Source organism: Sphingobium baderi (assembly GCF_001456115.1).
Classification (GTDB): Bacteria; Pseudomonadota; Alphaproteobacteria; order Sphingomonadales; family Sphingomonadaceae; genus Sphingobium; species Sphingobium baderi_A.
In genome coordinates, this window is sequence record NZ_CP013264.1 from 3441488 (window position 1) to 3464027 (window position 22540).

23 protein-coding genes are annotated in these 22540 nt (G+C 62.5%); all 23 read right to left on the minus strand.

Features of this window, described 5'->3' with window-relative positions:
- Positions 1–4 precede the first annotated feature (4 nt).
- The gene (gene nuoN / locus ATN00_RS16785; RefSeq protein ID WP_062066663.1) at positions 5–1441 is read right to left on the minus strand and encodes an NADH-quinone oxidoreductase subunit NuoN; all 1437 of its coding nucleotides are present in this window, start codon (positions 1439–1441) and stop codon (positions 5–7) included.
- The gene (locus ATN00_RS16790; protein ID WP_062066665.1) at positions 1441–2997 is read right to left on the minus strand and encodes an NADH-quinone oxidoreductase subunit M; all 1557 of its coding nucleotides are present in this window, start codon (positions 2995–2997) and stop codon (positions 1441–1443) included. Before ATN00_RS16790 ends, nuoN begins: the two co-directional genes overlap by 1 nt.
- Positions 2997–5030, minus strand: coding sequence for an NADH-quinone oxidoreductase subunit L (gene nuoL, locus ATN00_RS16795; RefSeq protein WP_062066668.1), 2034 nt, complete (start codon positions 5028–5030; stop codon positions 2997–2999). Before nuoL ends, ATN00_RS16790 begins: the two co-directional genes overlap by 1 nt.
- Positions 5031–5040: 10 nt before the next feature.
- The gene (nuoK, locus tag ATN00_RS16800) at positions 5041–5346 is read right to left on the minus strand and encodes an NADH-quinone oxidoreductase subunit NuoK (protein WP_021247120.1); all 306 of its coding nucleotides are present in this window, start codon (positions 5344–5346) and stop codon (positions 5041–5043) included.
- Positions 5343–5954 carry an NADH-quinone oxidoreductase subunit J gene (locus tag ATN00_RS16805; protein ID WP_021247121.1) on the minus strand — a complete coding sequence of 204 codons (612 nt, stop codon included), beginning with the start codon at positions 5952–5954 and terminating at the stop codon, positions 5343–5345. The genes nuoK and ATN00_RS16805 overlap by 4 nt, the downstream gene beginning before the upstream one ends.
- 30 nt (positions 5955–5984) lie before the next feature.
- Positions 5985–6470 (minus strand): NADH-quinone oxidoreductase subunit NuoI, encoded by a 486-nt coding sequence (nuoI, locus tag ATN00_RS16810; protein ID WP_062066670.1) that lies wholly within the window; start codon positions 6468–6470, stop codon positions 5985–5987.
- The gene (gene nuoH, locus ATN00_RS16815; protein ID WP_062066673.1) at positions 6467–7516 is read right to left on the minus strand and encodes an NADH-quinone oxidoreductase subunit NuoH; all 1050 of its coding nucleotides are present in this window, start codon (positions 7514–7516) and stop codon (positions 6467–6469) included. Before nuoH ends, nuoI begins: the two co-directional genes overlap by 4 nt.
- Positions 7513–9519, minus strand: coding sequence for an NADH-quinone oxidoreductase subunit NuoG (nuoG, locus tag ATN00_RS16820; RefSeq protein ID WP_062066676.1), 2007 nt, complete (start codon positions 9517–9519; stop codon positions 7513–7515). The genes nuoH and nuoG overlap by 4 nt, the downstream gene beginning before the upstream one ends.
- A 2-nt stretch (positions 9520–9521) precedes the next feature.
- Positions 9522–10838, minus strand: a complete 1317-nt coding sequence (gene nuoF, locus ATN00_RS16825) for an NADH-quinone oxidoreductase subunit NuoF (RefSeq protein ID WP_062066679.1) — start codon at positions 10836–10838, stop codon at positions 9522–9524.
- Positions 10835–11518, minus strand: coding sequence for an NADH-quinone oxidoreductase subunit NuoE (gene nuoE / locus ATN00_RS16830; protein WP_062066682.1), 684 nt, complete (start codon positions 11516–11518; stop codon positions 10835–10837). Before nuoE ends, nuoF begins: the two co-directional genes overlap by 4 nt.
- Positions 11518–12753: an NADH-quinone oxidoreductase subunit D gene (locus ATN00_RS16835; RefSeq protein ID WP_062066685.1), complete on the minus strand. Its 1236-nt coding sequence runs from the start codon at positions 12751–12753 to the stop codon at positions 11518–11520. The genes nuoE and ATN00_RS16835 overlap by 1 nt, the downstream gene beginning before the upstream one ends.
- Complete coding sequence (locus tag ATN00_RS16840; RefSeq protein WP_062066688.1) at positions 12753–13589, minus strand: NADH-quinone oxidoreductase subunit C; 837 nt, start codon at positions 13587–13589, stop codon at positions 12753–12755. Before ATN00_RS16840 ends, ATN00_RS16835 begins: the two co-directional genes overlap by 1 nt.
- A 1-nt stretch (position 13590) precedes the next feature.
- Positions 13591–14145, minus strand: coding sequence for a NuoB/complex I 20 kDa subunit family protein (locus ATN00_RS16845; RefSeq protein WP_062066691.1), 555 nt, complete (start codon positions 14143–14145; stop codon positions 13591–13593).
- A complete protein-coding gene (locus ATN00_RS16850; RefSeq protein ID WP_062066694.1) occupies positions 14136–14510 on the minus strand; it encodes an NADH-quinone oxidoreductase subunit A in 375 nt (124 codons plus the stop codon). The genes ATN00_RS16845 and ATN00_RS16850 overlap by 10 nt, the downstream gene beginning before the upstream one ends.
- Positions 14511–14638: 128 nt before the next feature.
- On the minus strand, positions 14639–15451 hold the full coding sequence (locus tag ATN00_RS16855) for an inositol monophosphatase family protein (protein WP_062066696.1): 813 nt from the start codon (positions 15449–15451) through the stop codon (positions 14639–14641).
- A 140-nt stretch (positions 15452–15591) separates the two neighbouring features.
- Positions 15592–16155: an elongation factor P gene (efp, locus tag ATN00_RS16860; RefSeq protein WP_062066699.1), complete on the minus strand. Its 564-nt coding sequence runs from the start codon at positions 16153–16155 to the stop codon at positions 15592–15594.
- Positions 16156–16291: 136 nt separating this feature from the next.
- On the minus strand, positions 16292–16867 hold the full coding sequence (locus tag ATN00_RS16865) for a M23 family metallopeptidase (protein WP_062066702.1): 576 nt from the start codon (positions 16865–16867) through the stop codon (positions 16292–16294).
- A 7-nt stretch (positions 16868–16874) separates the two neighbouring features.
- Complete coding sequence (locus tag ATN00_RS16870) at positions 16875–17939, minus strand: L,D-transpeptidase family protein (protein ID WP_062068911.1); 1065 nt, start codon at positions 17937–17939, stop codon at positions 16875–16877.
- A 63-nt stretch (positions 17940–18002) separates the two neighbouring features.
- Positions 18003–18698, minus strand: a complete 696-nt coding sequence (gene thiE, locus ATN00_RS16875; RefSeq protein ID WP_062066705.1) for a thiamine phosphate synthase — start codon at positions 18696–18698, stop codon at positions 18003–18005.
- Positions 18699–18912: 214 nt separating this feature from the next.
- A complete protein-coding gene (locus ATN00_RS16880) occupies positions 18913–19185 on the minus strand; it encodes a hypothetical protein (protein WP_062066708.1) in 273 nt (90 codons plus the stop codon).
- A 67-nt stretch (positions 19186–19252) separates the two neighbouring features.
- The gene (locus ATN00_RS16885; protein ID WP_062066711.1) at positions 19253–20158 is read right to left on the minus strand and encodes a fructose bisphosphate aldolase; all 906 of its coding nucleotides are present in this window, start codon (positions 20156–20158) and stop codon (positions 19253–19255) included.
- A gap of 100 nt (positions 20159–20258) precedes the next feature.
- The gene (locus tag ATN00_RS16890) at positions 20259–21431 is read right to left on the minus strand and encodes a phosphoglycerate kinase (RefSeq protein ID WP_062068913.1); all 1173 of its coding nucleotides are present in this window, start codon (positions 21429–21431) and stop codon (positions 20259–20261) included.
- Between the two features lie 89 nt (positions 21432–21520).
- Complete coding sequence (gene gap / locus ATN00_RS16895; protein WP_062066714.1) at positions 21521–22531, minus strand: type I glyceraldehyde-3-phosphate dehydrogenase; 1011 nt, start codon at positions 22529–22531, stop codon at positions 21521–21523.
- Between the last annotated feature and the right edge of the window lie 9 nt (positions 22532–22540).

The window sequence follows — 22540 nt, forward strand, 5'->3', positions numbered from 1 at the left end:
TCGGTCAGAACAGCGACGCCGCCGCTGCCGCGCTAGCCTTATCCAGCACGGGGTTGAGCAGATAACCCAGCACGATCACGACGGCGCAAGCGGTCAGGATCATATTTTCGACCGCGCCGCCGCGCGCTTCATAAGCGGCTGCGGGTTCGTCGAAATAGATCGTCTTGATGATCTTCAGATAATAATAGGCGCCGATCACGGACGCCGCGATGCCGATTGCCGCAAGCGCCGCGAGATTGGCCGCCACAGCCGCATCGAACACCAGGAACTTCGCCCAAAAACCGAACAGCGGCGGGATGCCGGCCATGGAGAACATGAAAATCGCAAACGCCGCCGACAGCCCCTTGCGCGATTGCGACAGACCCGCAAGGCTGGCGATCGTTTCGACTGGATTGCCCTCCGCATCGCGCATCTGCAGGATGCAGGCGAAGCTGCCGATCGTCATCAGCACATAGATCGCCATATAGCTCATCGTTGCGGCAACGCCTGCGGGCGTGCCTGCGGCGAGGCCGATCAGCGCGAAGCCCACATTGTTGATTGACGAATAGGCCATCAGCCGCTTGATATTGGTCTGGCCGATTGCCGCCACGGCCCCGAAAATGATCGAGGCCAGCGCCACGAAGATCACGATCTGCTGCCAGTCAAGACCCGCCGGTCCCAGCGCCTCGATCGCGACGCGGACTGTCAGGGCGACCGCCGCAACCTTGGGTGCGCTGGCAAAGAAGGTAGTGACTGGCGTGGGCGCGCCCTCATAGACGTCTGGCGTCCACATGTGAAACGGCACCGCGCTGATCTTGAACGCCAGCCCTGCAAGAACGAAGACCAACCCGAACAGCTCACCCTTGGACACACCGTCCGACAGGGCGAGCGAAATGCCATCAAATGCCGTGCTGCCGGTAAAGCCGTAGAGCAGCGCCGTGCCGTAAAGCAGAATACCACTCGCCAGCGAACCCAGCACGAAATATTTAAGACCTGCCTCCGACGAACGCTCATCCTGACGCATGAAGCTCGCCAACACATAGGAGGCAAGGCTGTTCATCTCCAGACCGACATAGAGCGTGAGCATATCGCCCGCCGACACCATCATCCCCATACCGACGGCGGCGAACAGGATGAGGACCGGATATTCCGCGCGAATGGTATGACCCACGGCAAAGAAGCGCGGGGCCAACAGGATCGCGGCTGCTGCGGCACCATAGATCAGCGCTTTGGCAAAGACCGAGAAAGCATCCGCCCGCACCAATCCATCAAAGGCATCAGGACCGTGTTCCAGAGAACAGCACAGGGCCACGCCCGCCACCGCAAGGATAATCACGGAAAGCCAGTTTACGAAGCGCGCCATGCCCTCGCCGCCAAAGGCTGCGGTCAGGAGCAGCGCCAGTCCGCCAGCCGTCAGGATCAGTTCGGGCAGGACCGCCAGAAGGGAAGCTGTATCGATCATCAGTGCGCCTCCCCATGCGCGGCAACTTCTTCATGGACCGCACCTTCTCCAACCGGCTTGGGCGCACCCATCTCAATCTTGGAATCTCCCGCTGGAGCGGCGGATGCGAGGCGCGCTTCCAGCGCATGAATGGCAGGACGCATGGGCGCGAGGAAACTTTCCGGATAAACCCCCATCCACAGCACGACCGCGGCAATGGGCGCGAGCAGCGCGACTTCCCTGACCGACAGGTCGGGCATAGCCGCCGCATCGGCATTCTTCTGTTCGCCATAGCAGATGCGACGATAGAGATAGAGCATATAGGCCGCCCCAAGGATGATGCCGGACGTGCCGACCAGAGCCGCCCAGGTCGAAACCTGATAGACCCCCATCAGCGACAGGAACTCACCCACGAAGTTGCTGGTGCCCGGCAGGCCGACCGCCGCCATCGTGAACAGCAGGAACAGCACCGCATATTTAGGCATGTTGATGGCCAGCCCGCCATAACGCGCGATCTCCCGCGTGTGCAGGCGATCATAGATCACGCCGACGCACAGGAACAATGCGCCCGACACGAGGCCGTGTCCCAGCATCACCATCATCGAGCCTTCCAGACCCGCCTGATTGAAGGCGAACAGGCCCAGCGTCACGATTGCCATATGCGCGACCGAGGAATAAGCGATCAGCTTCTTCATGTCCGACTGCACCAGCGCGACGAGGCTGGTGTAGACCACCGCCACCATCGACAGGCCCCAGACCAGCGGCGCGAGTTGCGCGGATGCCTCCGGAAACATGGGCAGCGAGAAGCGGATGAACCCGTAACCGCCCATCTTGAGGAGCACGCCCGCCAGAATGACGGAACCGGCGGTCGGCGCCTGAACGTGCGCGTCGGGAAGCCAGGTATGGACCGGCCACATCGGCATCTTGACGGCAAAGCTCGCGAAGAAGGCCAGCCATAGCCATATCTCGACATGCGGATCGAAATTATAGGCCATCAGTGCGGGGATTTCGGTCGTCCCGGCTTCATGCACCATCCACATCATCGCGATCAGCATCAGCACCGAGCCGAGCAGCGTATAGAGGAAGAACTTGTAGGAGGCATAGATGCGGTCCGCGCCGCCCCAGATGCCGATGATGAGATACATCGGAATAAGGCCCGCTTCGAACATGATGTAGAAGAGATAGAGATCCTGCGCCGTGAAGACGCCGATCATCAGCACCTCCATGAACAGGAAAGCAGCCATATATTCGCCGACCCGCTTCTCGATCGCCTGCCAGCTCGCGCCGATGCAGATCGGCATCAGGAATACGGTGAGCGCGATCAGCATCAGGGCGATGCCGTCAATCCCCAAGGCCCAGGCAAAGCGCCCGAAGATCGGGGCATATTCCTGGAACTGCCATTGCGGCGCGCTGGCCGACTGGTCGAAGTTGATCCACAGCACGATGCCCAGCACCAGATCGGCCAGCGTCGCCAGCAGAGCGATCCAGCGCGCCTGCTGAGCGCCCGCGAACAGACAGGCGATGGCCCCCGCCATCGGCACTGCCATCATCAGGGAAAGGATGGGGAAGCCGTCCATTATCGTGTCATCGCCCAGGTTGCGGCCGCGGCGAGGCCGATCAGCATCACCAGCGCGTATGTGTAGAGGTAGCCGGACTGAAGCCGGCGGGTGACTTTGTTGCCCTGCACGACCAGCGCAGCGAGACCGTTCGGCCCGAAGCGGTCGATGAAGCCGATGTCACCGAACTTCCAGAAGAAGCGACCGATGGCAAAGGCAGGCTTCACGAAGAGCACATGATACAGCTCGTCGAAATACCATTTGTTGAGCAGGAACTGATAGAGCACGCCGAACTGCGCGACGAAACGCCGCGGCCAATCTGTATGCTTGATGTAGCTCAGCCAGGCGATCAGCAGGCCGGCCAGCATCACCGTGAAGGGACCGAATTTGACCCAGGTCGGCACTTCATGGCTCGCATGCATCAGATGGCTGTCGAACGCCAGGGCGCCCTTCCAAAACGCGACGCCACCTTCCGGACCGATGAACTGGTCATGGAAGATGAAGCCCGCGAACACCGCACCAAGGGCCAGCACGACCAAGGGCACCAACATGACCCAAGGGCTTTCGTGCGGATGATAGCCCGCCGTGCCCGTCGCCGCATGACCATGGTCATGACCGTCATGTTGGGTCTCTTCATCCGCCCCCTCATGATGGCCATGGACCGCGTGCTGGATATGCTCGGACGCAGCCCAGCGCGGCTTGCCGAAGAAGGTCAGGAACACCAGACGCCAGCTATAGAAGCTGGTGAGCAGCGCCGCGAACACGCCGACCAGATAAGCGCCCACGCCCGAACCGCCCGAAGCATAGGCCGCTTCGAGGATGCCGTCCTTCGAATAGAAGCCCGCAAAACCGATCCCGGCCAGCGGCAGGCCGACGCCCGTGATGGCGAGCGTTCCCAGCGTCATCGTCCAGAAGGTGATCGGGATCTCCTTCCGCAGGCCGCCATAGTAGCGCATGTCCTGCTCATGGTGCATCGCATGGATCACCGAACCCGCGCCCAGGAACAGCAGCGCCTTGAAGAAGGCGTGGGTGAAGAGATGGAACATCGCCGCGCCATAGGCGCCGACGCCCGCCGCGAAGAACATGTAGCCGAGCTGCGAACAGGTCGAATAGGCGATGACGCGCTTGATGTCGTTCTGCACCGTGCCGACCGTCGCCGCGAAGAGACAGGTCGCAGCCCCAATGAATGTCACGAAGCCCAGCGCCGTCGGCGATGTTTCGAACATCGGCGAGAGGCGGCACACCATGAACACACCCGCCGTCACCATGGTCGCCGCGTGGATCAGCGCCGACACCGGGGTCGGCCCCTCCATCGCGTCCGGCAGCCAGGTGTGCAGGCCAAGCTGCGCCGACTTGCCCATCGCGCCGATGAACAGCAGCAGGCAAAGCACGGTCATGGTGTCGAAACGGTGGCCCAGGAACCCGATGGTCGAACCGGCCATGGACGGCGCGGCTTCCAGGATTTCCGGGATCGAGATGGTGTTGAACACCAGATAGGTGCCGAAAATGCCCATCATGAAACCAAGATCGCCGACGCGGTTGACGACGAACGCCTTGATCGCAGCGGCGTTGGCGGAGGGCTTGCGGAACCAGAAGCCGATGAGGAGATAGGACGCCAGACCGACGCCTTCCCAGCCGAAGAACATCTGGAGCAGGTTGTTCGCCGTCACCAGCATCAGCATCGCGAAGGTAAACAGCGACAGATAGGCAAAGAAACGCGGCTGATCCGGCTCCTCGTCCATATAGCCCCAGCTATAGAGGTGGACGAGGCTCGACACGCTGGTGACGACGACCAGCATCACGGCGGTCATCGTATCAACGCGCAGCGCCCATTGAGCATCGAAGCTGCCCGACTGAATCCAAGTGAAGACCGGCGCGACATAGGGTTCGGCCTGGCCGGTCAGAAAGCTGATAAAGATCGGCCAGCTCAACGCGCAGCTGATAAACAGCGCGCCGGTGGTGATGATCTTCGCGGGTAGCTTGCCCAAAGCCTTGTTGCCAAGGCCGGCGATGGCAGCAGCCAGCAGCGGGAGAAGGACGATAAGCTGGATCATGGGTTCAGGCTCAGCCCTTCATCCGGTTGACATCATCGACGGCAATGGTGCCCCGACCGCGGAAATAGATAACGAGGATGGCAAGGCCGATGGCCGCCTCACCCGCCGCGACGGTCAGCACGAACATGCTGAACACCTGCCCCACCAGATCGCCCAGAAAAGCGCTGAAAGCGACGAAGTTGATGTTCACGCTGAGCAGGATCAACTCGATCGCCATCAGGATGATGATGACATTCTTGCGATTGATGAAGATGCCGAGCACGCCCATCACGAACAGGATCGCGCTGACCACCATATAGTGCTGAAGACCGATCACAGCTCCACCCCCTGCCCCACGGGCTGATTGACGTTACGGATCGCCTCTTCCGGACGGCGGCGGTTCTGGCGCGCGATGTTCTGGCCGCGCACGCCGCCACGGGCGCGATGGGTCAGCACGATGGCGCCGATCATCGCGACCAGCAGGATGATGCCCGCCGCTTCGAACAGGAAGATATAGCGGGTGTAGAGCAGCCCGCCGATCGCCTGGATATTGCTCAGTTCCGGGTTCACCGGCGCGGCGCGCTGGGCCAGTTCGATAGGCCCGGCGCTCCAGATGCCGATGCCCAGCACGATCTCGGCCAGCAGCACCAGCGCGATCAACATGCCGAAGGGCAGATAATCGACGAAACCGGCACGCAATTCCGCGAAGTCGATGTCGAGCATCATGACCACGAACAGGAACAGCACGGCGACCGCCCCCACATAGACGATGACAAGCAGCATCGCGATGAACTCGGCGCCCAGCAGGACCATCAGGCCCGCCGCGTTGAAGAACGCCAGGATCAGCCACAGCACCGAATGAACCGGATTGCGCGACAGGATCGTCAGCGCGCCGCTGCACACCACGAGCGCGGCGAACAGGTAAAAGGCGAAGACGTGAATCACAGGACCATTATCCCCTTCGGCGGCTGCGGCTTAACGGTAAGGCGCGTCGGCGGCAAGGTTCGCGGCAATGGCCCGTTCCCACTTGTCCCCGTTTTCAAGGAGCTTGGCCTTGTCATAGATCAGCTCCTCGCGCGTTTCCGTTGCGAATTCGAAATTAGGCCCTTCGACCACAGCGTCCACCGGGCAGGCTTCCTGACAGAAACCGCAATAGATGCACTTGGTCATGTCGATGTCGTAGCGCGTCGTGCGGCGGCTGCCGTCCTCGCGCGGCTGCGCCTCGATGGTGATCGCCTGCGCGGGGCAGATCGCCTCGCACAGCTTGCACGCGATGCAGCGTTCCTCCCCATTGGGATAGCGGCGCAGAACATGCTCCCCGCGAAAACGGGGCGAGATCGGGTTTTTCTCATGCGGGTAGTTGATCGTCGCCTTGGGCTTGAAGAAATATTTCAAGGTCAGCCAATGCGCCTTCACAAACTCCCACAGGGTGAAGCTCTTGATGTAGTAACCGAGGCTCATTGTGCGCCTCCATAGCGCGTCAGCATGAGGAAGCCCGACACCAGGAAGACAAACAGCAGCGAGGTCGGCAGGAAGATTTTCCAGCCCAGCCGCATCAACTGGTCATAGCGGTAGCGAGGCACCGTCGCCTTCACCCAGGAGAAGACGAAGAAGAAGAACAGTATCTTGGCGAACAGCCAGAGGATGCCTGGCACATAATAGAGCGGCGCCCAATCGAACGGCGGCAGATAACCGCCCCAGAACAGGATGGCGTTGAGCGCACACATCAACAGCACGTTCGCATATTCGCCCAGCCAATAGAGGGCAAAGGACATGGACGAATATTCAGTCTGATAGCCCGCGACCAGCTCGGACTCCGCTTCGGTGAGATCGAACGGAGCACGCGCCGTTTCCGCCATGGCAGAGATCAGGAAGATGATTGCCATCGGGAACAGCAACGGATTGAAACCATGGCCGTTCAGAAAACCATAATAGCCCTTCTGGCTTTCAACGATGGTCGAGAGGTTGAAGCTGCCGGCCCACAGCACGACGGTGATCAGGATGAAGCCGATCGAGACTTCATAGGAGATCATCTGCGCGCTGGCGCGGATCGCGGAATAAAAGGGATATTTGGAATTCGATGCCCAGCCCGCAAGCACGATGCCGTAAACGCCAAGGGACGAAACCGCGAGGATATAAAGCAGGCCGACATTGATGTTCGCCAACACCACGCCCACCTGGAACGGGATCACCGCCCAGGCCATCAAGGCTATTGTGAAGGTGATGATCGGCGCGATGATGAACAGGGTTCTGTTCGCGGCCGATGGAATGATGGTTTCCTGGAGGAACACCTTGGCTCCATCCGCGAAGGACTGGAGCAAGCCGAAGGGACCGACGACGTTCGGGCCACGGCGCAGCGCCATCGCCGCCCAGATCTTGCGGTCGGCGTAGATGATCATCGCCACAGCCAGCATCAGCGGCAGGGCGATCAGCAGGATGCCGATGACCGTGGAAAGCAGCCATGCGCCATCATAAGGCAGGCCGAGATTCTGGAAAAAAGCGGTCATTCCGCGGCCTCCGCGAAGGTCTCACCATGGATCAGCTCCGCCGAGCATTGCTGCATCGTCGGGCTGGCGCGGCAGATGGCGTTGGTCAGATAGAAATCCTTGATCGGCGAACCGAACTCGCCAGACGCGCCGGTCGGCAACCGGGGGATGGACCAGCCATAATCGGCCAGGCCCGATTGCCCCAGCGCCGGGACGGCCTTCACCATTTCCGCGCGCAGCGCGTCGAAGCTGTCGAAAGGCAGGGTCGCGCCCATCACCTCGGACAAAGCGCGCAGGATCGACCAGTCCTCGCGGGCGTCGCCCGGCGCGAACACGGCCTTTTCGCCGCGCTGCACCCGGCCCTCCAGATTGACATAGGTGCCCGCCTTTTCGGCATAGCTCGCGCCCGGCAGGATCACGTCCGCCGCATGGGCGCCCTTGTCGCCATGATGGCCGACATAGACTTTGAAGCTGTCCTCGAACGCCGCATAATCGACCTCGTCCGCGCCCAGCGAGAAAAGCAGCTTGGGCTTGGCGGCCGCCACCGCCTTGACGCCGCCATCGACCGCATAACCGAGCATCAGCCCGCCCATGCGCGCCGCCGCGAAGTGCAGGACGTTATATCCGTTCCAGCCCTCTTTCACGAGGCCCAGCGTCTCGACGAGCGCCAGCGTATCGCCATGCGCGCCGTCCTTGGCGAGCACGCCGCCGCCCACGATCATCGCCGGACGCGCGGCCTTGCCGAACGCTTGCGTTACCGCTTGCGGCAGCTTCGCCAGCAGCGACGCATCATTGCCCAGCCACTCGACCTTGTAGGTCAGATCGACTTCCGGACCGATGCCAAAGACCTTCGCGCCCTTCTTGATCGCCTTGCGGATGCGCGTGTTCACCAGCGGCGCTTCCCAGCGCAGGTTGGTGCCGACCAGCAGGATCACGTCCGCCGTCTCGATCCCCGCGAGCGTCGTATTGAAGTTCACAGCCGACAGGCTCGACACGTCATAGGCCAGGCCCGTCTGACGCCCTTCCAGCATCGTGCCGCCCAGCTTCTCGACCAGCGCCTTGCCCGCGAACATGGTTTCGCAGTCGAGCAGGTCGCCCGCCAGCGCCGCCACGCTGCCGCCATGCTGGACGGCGGCGATCGCCGCGAAAGCCTCGTTCCAGGTCGCCGGGACCAGCTTGCCGTCCTTGCGGACATAGGGCTTGTCCAGCCGCTTGCGGACCAGACCGTCGACATTGTGGCGGGTCTTGTCCGACGCCCACTCCTCGTTCACGTCGTCATTGATGCGCGGCACGGCGCGCAGCACCTGACGGCCCCGGCTGTCGAGGCGGATATTGGTGCCGACCGCGTCCATCACGTCGATGGCATGGGTCTTCTTGAGTTCCCAGGGCCGCGCCTCGAACGCATAGGGCTTCGACGTCAGCGCGCCCACGGGGCACAGGTCGACCACATTGCCCGACAGCTCGCTTTTCGCGGCATGTTCGAGATAGGTGGTGATCTGCATATTCTCGCCGCGATAGATGGCGCCGATTTCCGGCACGCCCGCGACTTCCTCGGCAAAGCGCACGCAGCGGGTGCACTGGATGCAGCGGGTCATGACCGTCTTGACGATCGGACCCATATATTTTTCGGTGACGGCGCGCTTGTTCTCATCGAAGCGGCTCTTGCCACGGCCATAGGCGACGGACTGGTCCTGCAAGTCGCATTCGCCGCCCTGATCGCAGATCGGGCAGTCGAGCGGGTGGTTGATGAGCAGGAACTCCATCACCCCTTCGCGCGCCTTCTTGACCATCTCGCTGTCGGTACGGATGTCCTGCCCTTCCGCCGCCGGAAGCGCGCAGCTTGCCTGCGGCTTGGGCGGTCCGGGCTTCACTTCCACCAGGCACATCCGGCAATTGCCCGCGATGCTGAGGCGCTCATGATAGCAGAAACGCGGGATTTCCTTCCCCGCCAGCTCGCACGCCTGGAGGACCGTCGCGCCCGCCGGGACTTCGAGTTCTACGCCGTCTACTGTGACCTTGGGCATGGTTACTCCGCTGCCTCCATGACGGGGGCGCTACCCTTATTCTCGTTGATCCGGCGCTCGATCTCAGGACGGAAATGCCGGATCAAGCCCTGAATCGGCCAGGCCGCCGCGTCGCCGAGCGCGCAGATGGTGTGGCCTTCGACCTGCTTGGTGACTTCCTGGAGCATGTCGATTTCGCTGATGTCGGCGTCACCCGAGCGCAGCCGCTCCATAACGCGCCACATCCAGCCGGTGCCTTCGCGGCAGGGCGTGCACTGGCCGCAGCTTTCATGCTTGTAGAAGTAGCTGAGGCGCGAAATGGCGCGAACGATGTCGGTCGACTTGTCCATGACGATGACCGCAGCCGTGCCAAGGCCGGAGCCAAGCGCCTTGAGGCCATCGAAATCCATCGGCGCGTCCATGATCTCCTTGGCGGGGACCAGCGGGACCGACGACCCGCCGGGAATCACCGCGAGCAGATTGTCCCAGCCGCCACGAATGCCGCCGCAATGCCGGTCGATCAGTTCCTTGAAGCTGATGCCCATCGATTCCTCGACGACGCAGGGCCTGTTCACATGGCCGCTGATCTGGAACAGCTTGGTGCCCTTGTTGCCTTCCCGCCCGATGCTCGCGAACCATTCGGGCGAACGGCGCAGGATCGTCGGCGCCACGGCAATGCTCTCGACATTGTTCACCGTGGTCGGGCAGCCATAGAGACCAGCGCCCGCCGGGAAAGGCGGCTTCAGGCGCGGCTGGCCCTTCTTGCCCTCAAGGCTCTCGATCTGCGCGGTTTCCTCGCCGCAGATGTAAGCGCCCGCGCCGCGATGGACGAAGACGTCGAAATCATAGCCCGACCCGCAGGCATTCTTGCCGAGGAAGCCCTTTTCATAAGCCTGCTCGACGGCGGCGAACAGCACTTTCGCCTCATAGATGAACTCGCCGCGAATGTAGATATAGGCGGCCCGCGCCCGCATCGCGAAACCGGCGATCAGCGCACCCTCGATCAGCTTATGCGGATCGTGGCGGATGATCTCGCGATCCTTGCACGAACCCGGCTCGGATTCGTCGGCATTGATGACCAGGAAGCTGGGACGGCCATCCTTGCTTTCCTTGGGCATGAAGCTCCACTTCATGCCGGTCGGGAAGCCCGCGCCGCCACGGCCGCGCAGGCCCGACGCCTTGATTTTCTCGATGATGCTGTCCTGGCCCAATTCCAAAAGCGCCTTGGTATTGTCCCAGTCGCCGCGCTTCATCGCCGCGTCTATGCCCCAATCCTGGAAGCCATAGACGTTGGTGAAGATGCGATCCTTGTCGCTGAGAGGCGCAATCACATCGCTCATGCCCGCGCTCCCTCATTCCATTGGCCGCGATAGTCGTGATTTTCGGCGACCATCTCCTTGAGGCTGGTCGGCCCGCCTTCGGGGCAGCTCGTCTGACGCTCGATCTGCGGTCCGATTTTCGGCTGCTTGCCGGCGGCGAGATCGTCGAGGATCGCGCTCATGCTGTCATAGGTCAGGTCTTCGAAATTATCGTCGTTGATCTGGACCATAGGCGCATTGGCGCAAGCGCCCAGGCACTCGACTTCGGTCAGCGTGAACAGGCCGTCGGGCGTAGTCCCACCTTTCACCAGCCCCTTGTTCTTGCAGGCCGAGAACACATCGTCGGAGCCGCGCAACATGCAGGGCGTCGTGCCGCAGACCTGCACATGATAGCGGCCGACCGGCGCGAGATTGTACATGGTGTAGAAGGTCGCCACTTCGTAGACGCGCATATAGGGCATCTCAAGCTGGTCGGCGATATATTCCATCACCGGCACCGGCAGCCAGCCTTGCGTCTGCGTCTCCGCGCCGACCTGCCGCTGGGCGAGATCGAGCAGCGGCATCACCGCCGACTGCTGACGGCCTGCGGGATAGCGGGCGATGACCTTCTTCGCATGTTCGGCATTCTCGGCCGTCCACGAGAAGGCGCCCCAGCGCGCACGGGTCTCGGCCTCGTCCGGGATATGAACTGCGTCAGCCATTAGCGATCACACTCCCCAAACACGATGTCCATGGCGCCCAGGACAGCGGTGGTGTCGGCCAGCATGTGGCCCTTCAGCATGAAATCCATCGCTTGCAAATGCGAGAAGGCGGTCGGGCGGATCTTGCAGCGATAGGGTTTGTTGCTGCCGTCCGCGACCAGATAGACGCCGAATTCGCCCTTGGGGCTTTCGGTCGCCACATAGACCTCGCCCGCGGGCACATGGAATCCCTCGGTATAGAGCTTGAAATGGTGGATCAGCGCTTCCATCGACTGCTTCATCTCTCCGCGCTTGGGCGGGGAGACCTTGCGGTCGAAGCTGGCGATCGGACCTTCCGGCATGTCGTTGAGGCACTGTTTCATGATCCGTGCGGACTGACGGACTTCCTCGACGCGGACCATGAAGCGGTCGTAGCAGTCGTAATTGGTGCCGACCGGCACATCGAACTCCATCCGGTCATAGACATCATAGGGCTGCGACTTGCGGATGTCCCATGCAATGCCGCTGCCCCGGATCATCGGCCCGGAGAAACCCCATTTCAGCGCATCTTCCTTGCTGACCACGGCAATGTCGACGTTACGCTGCTTGAAGATGCGGTTGTCCGCCACCAGCGAGATCGCGTCCTCGAACAGGCGCGGCAAGCGCGTGTCGAGCCAGTCGGCGATGTCGGTGAGCAGCTTCAAGGGCACATCCTGATGCACGCCGCCCGGCCGGAAATAAGCCGAATGCATGCGAGCGCCGGACGCCCGCTCGAAGAAGTTGAGGCAGTCCTCACGGATTTCGAACAGCCACAGGTTCGGCGTCATCGCGCCGACGTCCATGACGTGCGAGCCAAGGTTCAGCATGTGGTTGCTGATGCGGGTCAGTTCCGCAAAAAACACACGCAGATATTGCGCGCGCAGCGGCACTTCGAGGTTCAGCAGCTTCTCGATCGCCAGCACATAGCTATGCTCCATGCCGAGCGGCGAGCAATAGTCCAGCCGGTCGAAATAAGGCAGCGCCTGCAAATAGGTCTTATATTCGATCAGCTTTTCGGTGCCGCGATGGAGAAGGCCGACATGCGGATCGCAGCGTTCCACGATCTCGCCGTCCAGTTCCATGACAAGGCGCAACACGCCGTGCGCCGCGGGATGCTGCGGGCCGAAGTTGATGGTGTAGTTCTGAATCTCCGTATCGCCGAGCGTCGGATCGTCGGCATTGATCTTATGATCCAGTTTTTCGATATAATCGGACATCAGGCCTTGTCCTCGGGCTTGGCAACGCCTTTGCCTTCATCGGTGTCGGCGGCGGGCTTGGCCGGCGCTTCAGGGGACTTCGCGTTCGCCTTACTGTCGGTCGGCTCGCCGGCTCCGCTATCGCCGGACTTTTCCGTTACCTTCGGCTTGTCGCCCTTCTCCTCGCCCTTGGGGGCGGCGGGCGGCGGCGGCGGAGCAGGCGCGGGCGACGGCGCACCGGGCGCCTGCGGCGCCTTCTCATCGCCCGGCAGCACATATTGCGCGCCTTCCCAAGGACTCATGAAATCGAAGCTGCGGAAATCCTGCGCGAGGCGAACAGGCTCATAGACGACGCGCTTATCCTCTTCGGAATAGCGCAGCTCGACATAGCCGGTCAGCGGAAAGTCCTTGCGCTGCGGATAGCCCTTGAACCCATAGTCGGTCAGGATGCGGCGCAGGTCGGGATTGCCGGAAAAAATCACCCCATACATGTCGAACACTTCACGTTCCAGCCAGCCCGCGACGGGCCAGATATGCGTGACGCTCGGAACCGGCCTGTCTTCGTCGGTGGAAACCTTGACGCGGACGCGGTGATTGCGGGTGACGGACAGCAGATGATAGCAGACCTCGAAGCGTTCCGGCCGTTCGGGATAATCGACGCCCGCCACTTCCATGAGCTGCTGATAGTGCGCGCGGTCGCGCAGCACTTCCATCGCGTCGGCCAGCTTTTCGCGAACCACAGTGAAGCTCAGTTCATCTGCATGATCGACGGTTTCGATCAGCATCGAACCCAGCAGTCCGGCAATTTCTTCCGCGATGCCGGGGATGGCAGCGATCTTCGGAGCAGGATGTCCCATATCAGCGCTCGAAAGTCCCAATGCGGCGGATCTTCCGCTGTAGCTGCATCACGCCATAGAGCAGCGCTTCGGCGGTCGGCGGGCAACCGGGGACATAGATATCCACCGGCACGATCCGGTCGCAGCCGCGCACCACGGAATAGCTATAGTGATAATAGCCGCCGCCATTCGCGCAGGAGCCCATGGAAATCACATATTTCGGTTCTGACATCTGGTCGTAAACCTTCCGCAACGCCGGAGCCATCTTGTTGCAGAGCGTGCCAGCCACGATCATCACGTCCGACTGGCGCGGGGACGCGCGCGGAGCGACACCGAAGCGCTCCATGTCATAACGAGGCATATTGACGTGGATCATTTCCACCGCGCAGCAGGCAAGGCCGAAGGTCATCCACCACAGCGATCCGGTGCGCGCCCAATGGAACAATTCCTCCGTCGAGGTGACAAGGAAACCCTTGTCGCTGACTTCAGAATTCAGCGCGTTGAAGAAATCCTGGTCGGGCTGTGTCCCCACCGGCGGCATGGTGCCGGGCGCGGGATTCGTCAGTTCTACTCCCATTCCAGGGCTCCCTTCTTCCACGCATAGACAAGGCCAAGCACCAGCTCTGCTATGAACACCATCATCGTCGCCCAGCCGGTCCAGCCGATCTGATCGAGGCTGACCGCCCACGGATAAAGGAACGCCGCCTCCAGATCGAAGATGATGAACAGGATCGCGACGAGATAGAAACGCACGTCAAACTGGCTGCGCGGCTCCTCAAAGGCCGGGAAGCCGCATTCATATTCTGAAAGCTTGGCCGGGTCGGGCTTGTGCGCGCCGGTCAGGCGACCCACCAGCATCGGCAGAAAGACGAAGGCGCTGGAGAGCAGCAGGGCGATCCCCAGAAAAATCAGGATCGGCAGATATTGAGCGAGATCGACCAACGGAATCCCCTGGGCGAAAATGATTACGGGCGCGCTTTAGGACCGCTGCATATGCGAAGCAAGGGGGCATACCCCTGAGAATGAATCGCAAAAAGCCCAAGTGCTCGAAGTGTTTGGCTCAAACGCCCCTAGCGCAACGCTCCGGCGAGCAGCTTATGCAGCTTGCTGTGGATGGCATCATTGCCCGCGATAATCTCCCGCCGCTCGATCGGTTGATCGCCGCCGCGAAAATCCGTGACGAAGCCACCTGCTTCACGCACCATCAGGATGCCGGCTGCGACATCCCAGGGTTGCAGGCCGCTCTCCCAGAAGCCGTCATAGCGGCCGGACGCGACATGAGCGAGGTCGAGCGAGGCGGCGCCGAAACGGCGGATGCCTGCGACGGAAGGCGCCACCGCGCCGAAGATTCGGGTCCACTGGGCAAAGTCGCCATGGCCCATGAAGGGGATTCCGGTCGCGATCAGGCATTCGCCCATGTCGCGACGGGCCGAGACTCGCAGGCGCTGATCATGTCGCCATGCGCCCCGGTTCTTTTCGGCCCAATAGCTTTCGTCGGTGATCGGCTGATAGACCAGGCCGGTGGTGATTTCCTTCCTGCCCCCATAAAGCGGCTCTTCCACTGCGATCGAGATCGCGAAATGCGGAATCCCGTGCAGAAAGTTGGTGGTGCCATCGAGCGGGTCGATGATCCAGCGCGGCTTGGTGGGATCGCCCTCGATCATGCCGCCCTCTTCCAGCAGGAAACCCCAGTCGGGGCGCGCGCGCTGCAATTCCTCGACCAGCGTTTCCTCGCAGCGTTTGTCGGCCAGAGACACGAAGTCCGCCGGCCCCTTGCGGCTGACCTGGAGATGCTCGACCTCGCCGAAATCGCGGCGCAGCTTGGAGCCTGCCTTGCGGACAGCGCGTTCCATGACGGTGAGAAGGCCGGAGTGCGATACCATGTTCTTTTCTCCTCCCTCCACCAACGGAGGGATATGGGTGCGGGGTTTGGAGACGCCCTGAAAAGGAAAAGGCGGAAGGCTCGCCTGCGCTCGCCACCCACCCCCCTGTCCCTTCCGCAGGCGGAAGGGCGATTATGCAATCAGTCCGCGCGTTTTACATATTCGCGTTCGTAGACGTCGACGATGATGCGCGTGCCGGAAACGATGTGCGGCGGCACCATGACGCGCACGCCATTGTCGAGGATGGCGGGCTTGTAGCTGGCCGAGGCGGTCTGCCCCTTCACCACGGCATCCGCCTCCACCACGGTCGCTTCGACCGTTTCGGGGAGCTGCACCGAAATCGGGCGTTCCTCATACATTTCGAGCATGACCATCATGCCGTCCTGAAGGAAGGCGGCGGCATCGCCCACCAGATCAAGCGGGAGGTTGATCTGTTCGTAGGTTTCCGTGTCCATGAAGACGAGCATGTCGCCTTCGGCATAGAGATACTGGAAATCCTTGGTGTCGAGCCGGATGCGCTCGACCGTTTCGGCGGAGCGGAAACGGACGTTGTTCTTGCGCCCGTCGATCAGGTTCTTGAGTTCCACCTGCATATAGGCGCCGCCCTTGCCGGGCTGGGTGTGCTGGATCTTGACGGCGCGCCACAGGCCACCTTCATATTCGATATTGTTGCCGGGACGGATGTCCACGCCGCTGATCTTCATGGGAAGAGCCTGCCTATATGTCTGTGGATGGAAAAGAGCCGGCCTTTTTGAGGCTGGGCGCGCCTCTACATCCAGACGGGCCGCAGGGCAAGAGGGGCTTAACATCGCACGCGTCACGTGGCTACAGGATAGCGGGTCAGGGCGACCGGGCGAACAACGGATAGGGATTGACCGCCCGCCCGCCATGCCATGGCTCTCTCGGCTCCGCGACATGCACGGCGAAATGGAGATGCGGGGCGGACGGATCGGCATTACCGGTGCTCCCGACCGCCGCGATGCGGTCGCCGCGCCGCACCGCCTGCCCTTCGTGCAATCCGGGCGCGTAGCTATCCAGATGCGCGTAATAATAGATGCGCCTTCCGTCCGGGGAGCGTTCATAGACGGTCCGTCCGCCCTCCTCGCTCCAGAACAGTTTTTCGATGCGGCCATCGGCGGCGGCGAGAACGGTGCTGCCCCGCGCGGCCATGATGTCGATGGCGTCATGCGGACGGGCGCCGTTCGCGCGGGATTGCGTGAAAGTGTCGGTGAGCACCACTGCGGGCACCCCTTCCACTGGGATCAACAGCTCCGTCGCGGACGACGAGGCGGAGGATAGGGGCTCGGAGTCATGCGGCGCATCGGCGGGCACGATCCGCACGCAAAGCGACAGGAACAGCACGCAGAGCAGAACCGCAACCACAATCCCCGCCCAACCCCGCGCGCCGATCCTCATGACCCTCTCATGGCTGGAAATGCGCCTTCGTCCCGACCTTGACCATCTGGGCAAGGCGAGCCGCATCCCAATTCGTCAGGCGGATGCAGCCATGGCTTTCGGTGCGGCCGATATTTTGTGGCTCCGGCGTGCCGTGGATGCCGTAATGCGGTTTGGAAAGGTCGATCCAAACCACGCCCACCGGCCCGTTCGGACCGGGTTTCAGCAAGGCCTTCTTGTCCGATTCGTCCGCATCCCAGAACAGGTCTGGATTATAGTGGAAATCGGGATTACGGCTGACCCCCTTGATCGTCCAGTCGCCAATCGGCAGCGGATCATGCTGCGACCCCATGGTGGCGGGGAATTGGGCGATCAGTTGGTCCTTGTCGTCATAGACCTTCAGCAGTCCTTCGGATTTGTCGACGACGATATGGTCGGCCTGCGTCTGGCCGGCGGCAACAGCCAGGCTGGCGAGCGTTTCGCCCCAGCCGCGATCGTCGCCTTCGATCCGGGCGACGGGCTGGTTGGCGATGGCAGGCACGCGGATGATCGCGCCCGGCCCGACCTTCGTATTCGCCGGATTAAGCGCCAACAACGCTTCGGGCCTGGTATGGAAGCGTTCCGCCAGCCTTTCGAGCAGGTTGCGATAGCCTAGCGCAGGAAGCTTCGCCTGGTCGTTCAGATCCTTGGGAATGGCGAAGAACGGCCCCTTCGCGAAGCCTTCGGGTATGCGGACGAGCCATGTGGCGGGCTGGGGATTGTCCCCCAGCAGCGCCTTGGCTGTGGCCTCGTCATATTTGCCGCTTTCAGGCAGGCCTCGCGCCTGCTGGAAACCGCGCAGCGCGTCGGTGAAGGACATGCCCTCCTTCCCGTCGATCACGCCGGGAGAAAAACCCGCCCGGTCGAGCGCAACCTGCGCCTGAAGGATCGAATCGGCGCGTTGGGGCTGGTTCGCCGGTTCGGGCTGAACGGCGAAGGCATAGGGATCGGCCGGAGCGGTCGACTGCTGTTCCTGCCCCCTCTCCTGCGGCGCAGGCGCGGAAGGCTGACTGTTACAGGCAGTCGCGCAGAGCGCGATGAGCGAGGAAAGCATGAAAGGACGCACGGCATTCTCCTGATTTTTCAGGGAAACGCCGCAAGCCTTCAAAAAGATGCGTCAGCCTTTGGTGGCAAGTAACGGCGCGAAGGCTGCCACGCCTGCCCCCGGGCCATCCGCATGGCTCCAGACCGCGCTGCTGACCGCGAGGAAATCGGCGCCTGCCGCGACGAGCGGAGCCGCGTTCTCCGCCGTGATGCCGCCAATCGCGACACAGGGCAATTCAAACAATGTGACCCACCAACTCAGGATAGATGGCTCCGGGCGATGGCGCGTTTCCTTCGTCGTGGTGGGATAGAAGGCGCCGAAAGCGACGTAATCCGCCCCCGCCTCGCCCGCTTCCATCGCAAGGTGGCGGCTGTCGTGGCAGGTGACGCCGATCTGGGCCGAGGGGCCCAGGATGCTGCGGGCTTCACGCGGGTCGCCATCGGACTGGCCCAGATGCACGCCATCCGCGCCCAGGCGCTTGGCGAGGGCGACGCTGTCATTGACGATGAAGGCGACTTCGCGGTCAGCGCAGAGCTTTTGCAGCGGCTCGGCGGCGCGGGCGATGGCATGGTCATCGATCCCTTTCAGCCGAAGCTGGAAGGCGGCAACCTCCCCTCCGTCCAGGGCGGCGGCAAGACGGTCGGTGAAGGCCGCATCGATGGCGGGCGGAGAAATCAGGTAGAGCTTGCAGGCGGGACGAAAGCCCCGCTCGAACTGGTCAGCGAATCGCGGATCGAGGGCCAGTTCTTCTTCGGTGAAGTCAGTCATGGGCTGTGCAGTAGAACAAGGCGGCGCGGGACGGAAGTCTTAGGGCATGTTTCGGGATGACGGACCCGGCGGCATCCGCTCTCAGCGCGGCGCCATATCGAAAGGCGGCATATCCTCGCGCGCGCCCAACTTCGTGTAGAGCGCAATAGCCGGATCGTCGCCATGATCGGCCTTCATGCGCCGCTTTCGACGGAAATGGGCCGGAGCGCGTCGATCAGCGCGGCGGCGATGCCACGCTGCCTTTCACCCGCTGCCACGGCAAGGTCGTAGATGTAGATTTCGCTGCGCTGCTACTCGATTTCCGCAATGCATAAGCGGCGAGCGCGCCGATCACCCTTTCGCCACGCTTTGTCACCAGCGCGATGAAGCGCGGATCGACGAGCAGGTCCGCCAGCCAGGCGTCCGGCGGAGGGTTTCCGGCATAGGAGGCGGGGTCTTCAAAACCTCCGCGAACGGCGCATTGGCCGCGCGCAGCAGCGGACGCCACCCGCCGCTGTCAGGCGGGTGACGGCGGCGGAAAGCTCTGGGGCATCCACGGCCGTCACCCTTGCCCGTCAGGCCGCGACCGGGGTCTTGGCGGTCGAAGCGTTGTAGATTTCCTCGATCGCCCCGCCCAGCGAGGCGTTGAATTCATCATCGCTCATCTGGTGGCGCAGGTCTTCCAGCAGCGCGCGGCTGAAGCTGGCGATGATGCCCCGGTTCTTGGCGAGTTCGACGCAGGCTTCGGGGCGCTTGAAGCCGCCCGACAGCGCCACGACGCGCAACACGCGGGGATGGTCGACCAGCGGATCGAACAAGCCGGACTTGGCGGGAAGCGAAAGCTTGAGCATCACCTTGTCATCGCCCGGCAGCGCGTCGAGATTCTTGAGGATTTCCTCCAGCAATATCTGGTCGGCTTCGGCCCGTTCGGGCGACTTGATGTTCACTTCCGGCTCGATGATCGGCATCAGACCGGCGGCAAGCACCTGTTGGCCAACTTCGAACTGCTGCTTGACGATAGCGGCGATGCCCTCGCGGTTGGCGAGGTTGATGACCGAGCGTTCCTTGGTGCCGTAGACGCCCAGCGCCTTGGCACGCTTCAGCAGCGCATCCAGTTCCGGCATCGGCTTCATGAGCTGGACGCCATTCGCTTCGTCCTCAAGGCCCTTGTCGATCTTGATGAAGGGGACGACGCCGCGCTCGATCAGCGCCTGCGGCACGGGCTGTCCGCCCGCCTGCCCGTCCATGGTCCGCTCGAACAGGATCGCGCCCAGCACCTTGTCGCCGGCGAAGGCTGGCGATGTGATGATCCGACTACGCATGCCATGGATCAAGCCGAACATTTCCTCTTCAGTCGACCAGGCGTCTTCTTCGACGCCATAGCCCTTGAGCGCCTTGGGCGTCGAACCGCCGCTCTGGTCGAGGGCAGCGATAAAGCCGTTGCCGTCCGCTATCTTGTTGGTCATTTCCTGATCCAGCATCTGCACATACCTTCTCGATTGGTCGCGCCACCCCTCCGGCGGCGCTGTGATAGGGAAAATGTCGCCCTCTCCCGGCGACGAAAGACAGGCGCGCGGCCGTTCAGGCCATCAGCGCCTTGACGCCCGGCAATTCCTTGCCTTCCATCCATTCAAGGAAAGCGCCGCCCGCAGTAGAGACGAAGGTGAAATCGCCCGCAACTCCCGCATGGTTGAGTGCTGCGACAGTATCACCTCCACCTGCGACGGACGTAAGTTGCCCTTCCTTGGTGAGGGCGGCGGCGGTCTTGGCGAGCGCCACGGTCGCCTTGTCGAAGGGCGCGATCTCGAACGCGCCAAGCGGGCCGTTCCAGACCAGCGTGCGACAATTCTTGAGCGCGTCGCCCAGCGCCTCCACGGCGGCGGGGCCAATATCGAGGATCATTTCATCCGCCGCGACTTCATGGACGTTGCAGGTGCGGAGCGACGGCGGATTGACCGCGAATTCCTTCGCCACCACCACGTCATAGGGCAAATGGATGGTGCAGCCCGCCTTGTCGGCGGCTTCGAAAATGGCTTCGGCGGTGTCCGCCAGATCCTTTTCGCACAACGACTTGCCGACATCGACCCCCCGTGCGTGGAGAAACGTATTGGCCATACCGCCGCCGATGATGAGATGATCGACCTTGGCGACGAGGTTGTTGAGCACATCCAGCTTGGTCGAAACCTTCGCCCCGCCGACGACCGCCGCGACCGGCTTCACCGGCTCGCCGAGCGCCGCCTGGAGCGCGTCCAATTCCTTCTCCATAGAACGGCCTGCGAAGGCGGGCAGCTTGTGCGCCACCCCCTCGGTCGAGGCATGGGCGCGGTGGGCGGCAGAAAAGGCGTCGTTCACATAAAGGTCGCCGATCGCGGCCATCGCATCCGCCAGTGCGGGATCGTTCTTTTCCTCGCCGGGGTGGAAGCGGGTGTTCTCCAGGATCGCGATATCGCCAGGGCGCATCACCGCGATACCGTCGACCGCCGCCTGTCCCGCGCAATCGGGGATGAACTGCACTTCGCGGCCCAGCACCTGCGACAGCGGACGCGTGATCTTGCTCAGCGAGAACTCAGGGTTCTTCTGGCCCTTGGGACGGCCGAAATGGGCGAGGATCAGCACCTTCGCGCCGCGGTCGGCCAGTTCGAGGATCGTGGGCATCGCGGCGCGCAGGCGGGTGTCGTCGCTGACCGAACCGTCCTGCATCGGCACGTTCAGGTCCTCGCGCACCAGCACGGCCTTGCCGTGGATGTCGCCCATATCGTCAAGCGTCTTGAAGGGCTTCACGCCGCACTCCCCTGCTGCAAGGAAAGCCGCCGCCGGTCACGGGACCGGCGGCGGCAAGGATATTAAAGATACTTCGCGACCACGCCGGTCGTGTCGATCATGCGGTTCGAGAAACCCCATTCATTGTCATACCAGCTCAGCACGCGGACCAGCTTGCCGTCGATGACCGCCGTTTCCAGGCTGTCGACGGTGGAGCTGCGCGGATCGCCATTATAGTCGATCGACACCAGCGGTTCGTCCGAATAGCCGAGGATGTCCTTGAGCGGGCCGGCTTCCGACGCGGCCTTGAGCAGACCGTTGACTTCCTCGACAGTCGTGTCGCGCTTGGCGATGAACTTGAGGTCGACGACCGAGACGTTCGGGGTCGGCACGCGGACCGAGGAGCCGTCCAGCTTGCCCTTGAGGTCAGGCAGCACTTCACCCACCGCGCGGGCGGCGCCGGTGGTGGTCGGGATCATCGACAAAGCGGCGGCGCGGGCGCGGCGCATGTCCTTGTGGATCTGATCCAGCGTGTTCTGGTCGTTGGTATAGCTGTGGATCGTCGTCATGAAGCCGCTTTCGATGCCGATGGCGTCGTGCAGCACCTTGGCGAGCGGGGCGAGGCAGTTAGTGGTGCAGCTCGCGTTGGAGATCACCACATCGTCGGCGCTCAGCGAGTCATGGTTGACGCCGTAAACAACGGTCTTGTCCACGCCCGTCGCGGGGGCGGAGATGACGACGCGCTTCGCGCCTGCGGTCAGGTGCGCGCTTGCCTTCGCCTTGTCGGCGAAGATGCCGGTGCATTCGAGGGCGATGTCCACGCCCTGCGCGGCATGGGGCAGCTTGGCCGGATCGCGTTCGGCGGTGACGGCGATGCGCTTGCCGTTGATGACGAGGGCATCGCCGTCGACGCTCACTTCGCCGGGAAAATTGCCGTGCACGCTGTCGCGCTTGAACAGCAGGGCGTTGGACTTGGCATCGCCCAGATCGTTGATGCTGACCAGTTCCAGGTCATGATCGTTACGCTCCAGAATGGCGCGCGCGACAAGGCGGCCGATGCGCCCGAAACCGTTGATTGCTACCTTCGTTGCCACTGCAATTGA

Coding starts and splice junctions, on each gene's coding strand:
- nuoH (WP_062066673.1), bottom strand. CDS start 7,516: ATGACCGCTTTTTTCCAGAATCTCGGCCTGCCTTATGATGGCGCATGG.
- nuoF (WP_062066679.1), bottom strand. CDS start 10,838: ATGAGCGATGTGATTGCGCCTCTCAGCGACAAGGATCGCATCTTCACC.
- nuoG (WP_062066676.1), bottom strand. CDS start 9,519: ATGCCCAAGGTCACAGTAGACGGCGTAGAACTCGAAGTCCCGGCGGGC.
- efp (WP_062066699.1), bottom strand. CDS start 16,155: ATGAAGATCAGCGGCGTGGACATCCGTCCCGGCAACAATATCGAATAT.
- ATN00_RS16840 (WP_062066688.1), bottom strand. CDS start 13,589: ATGGGACATCCTGCTCCGAAGATCGCTGCCATCCCCGGCATCGCGGAA.
- ATN00_RS16865 (WP_062066702.1), bottom strand. CDS start 16,867: ATGAGGATCGGCGCGCGGGGTTGGGCGGGGATTGTGGTTGCGGTTCTG.
- ATN00_RS16870 (WP_062068911.1), bottom strand. CDS start 17,939: ATGCTTTCCTCGCTCATCGCGCTCTGCGCGACTGCCTGTAACAGTCAG.
- ATN00_RS16790 (WP_062066665.1), bottom strand. CDS start 2,997: ATGGACGGCTTCCCCATCCTTTCCCTGATGATGGCAGTGCCGATGGCG.
- ATN00_RS16890 (WP_062068913.1), bottom strand. CDS start 21,431: ATGGGCGACATCCACGGCAAGGCCGTGCTGGTGCGCGAGGACCTGAAC.
- nuoE (WP_062066682.1), bottom strand. CDS start 11,518: ATGGCTGACGCAGTTCATATCCCGGACGAGGCCGAGACCCGTGCGCGC.
- ATN00_RS16845 (WP_062066691.1), bottom strand. CDS start 14,145: ATGGGAGTAGAACTGACGAATCCCGCGCCCGGCACCATGCCGCCGGTG.
- thiE (WP_062066705.1), bottom strand. CDS start 18,698: ATGACTGACTTCACCGAAGAAGAACTGGCCCTCGATCCGCGATTCGCT.
- ATN00_RS16855 (WP_062066696.1), bottom strand. CDS start 15,451: ATGGTATCGCACTCCGGCCTTCTCACCGTCATGGAACGCGCTGTCCGC.
- nuoL (WP_062066668.1), bottom strand. CDS start 5,030: ATGATCCAGCTTATCGTCCTTCTCCCGCTGCTGGCTGCTGCCATCGCC.
- ATN00_RS16885 (WP_062066711.1), bottom strand. CDS start 20,158: ATGCTGGATCAGGAAATGACCAACAAGATAGCGGACGGCAACGGCTTT.
- ATN00_RS16835 (WP_062066685.1), bottom strand. CDS start 12,753: ATGTCCGATTATATCGAAAAACTGGATCATAAGATCAATGCCGACGAT.
- nuoN (WP_062066663.1), bottom strand. CDS start 1,441: ATGATCGATACAGCTTCCCTTCTGGCGGTCCTGCCCGAACTGATCCTG.
- nuoI (WP_062066670.1), bottom strand. CDS start 6,470: ATGAGCCTCGGTTACTACATCAAGAGCTTCACCCTGTGGGAGTTTGTG.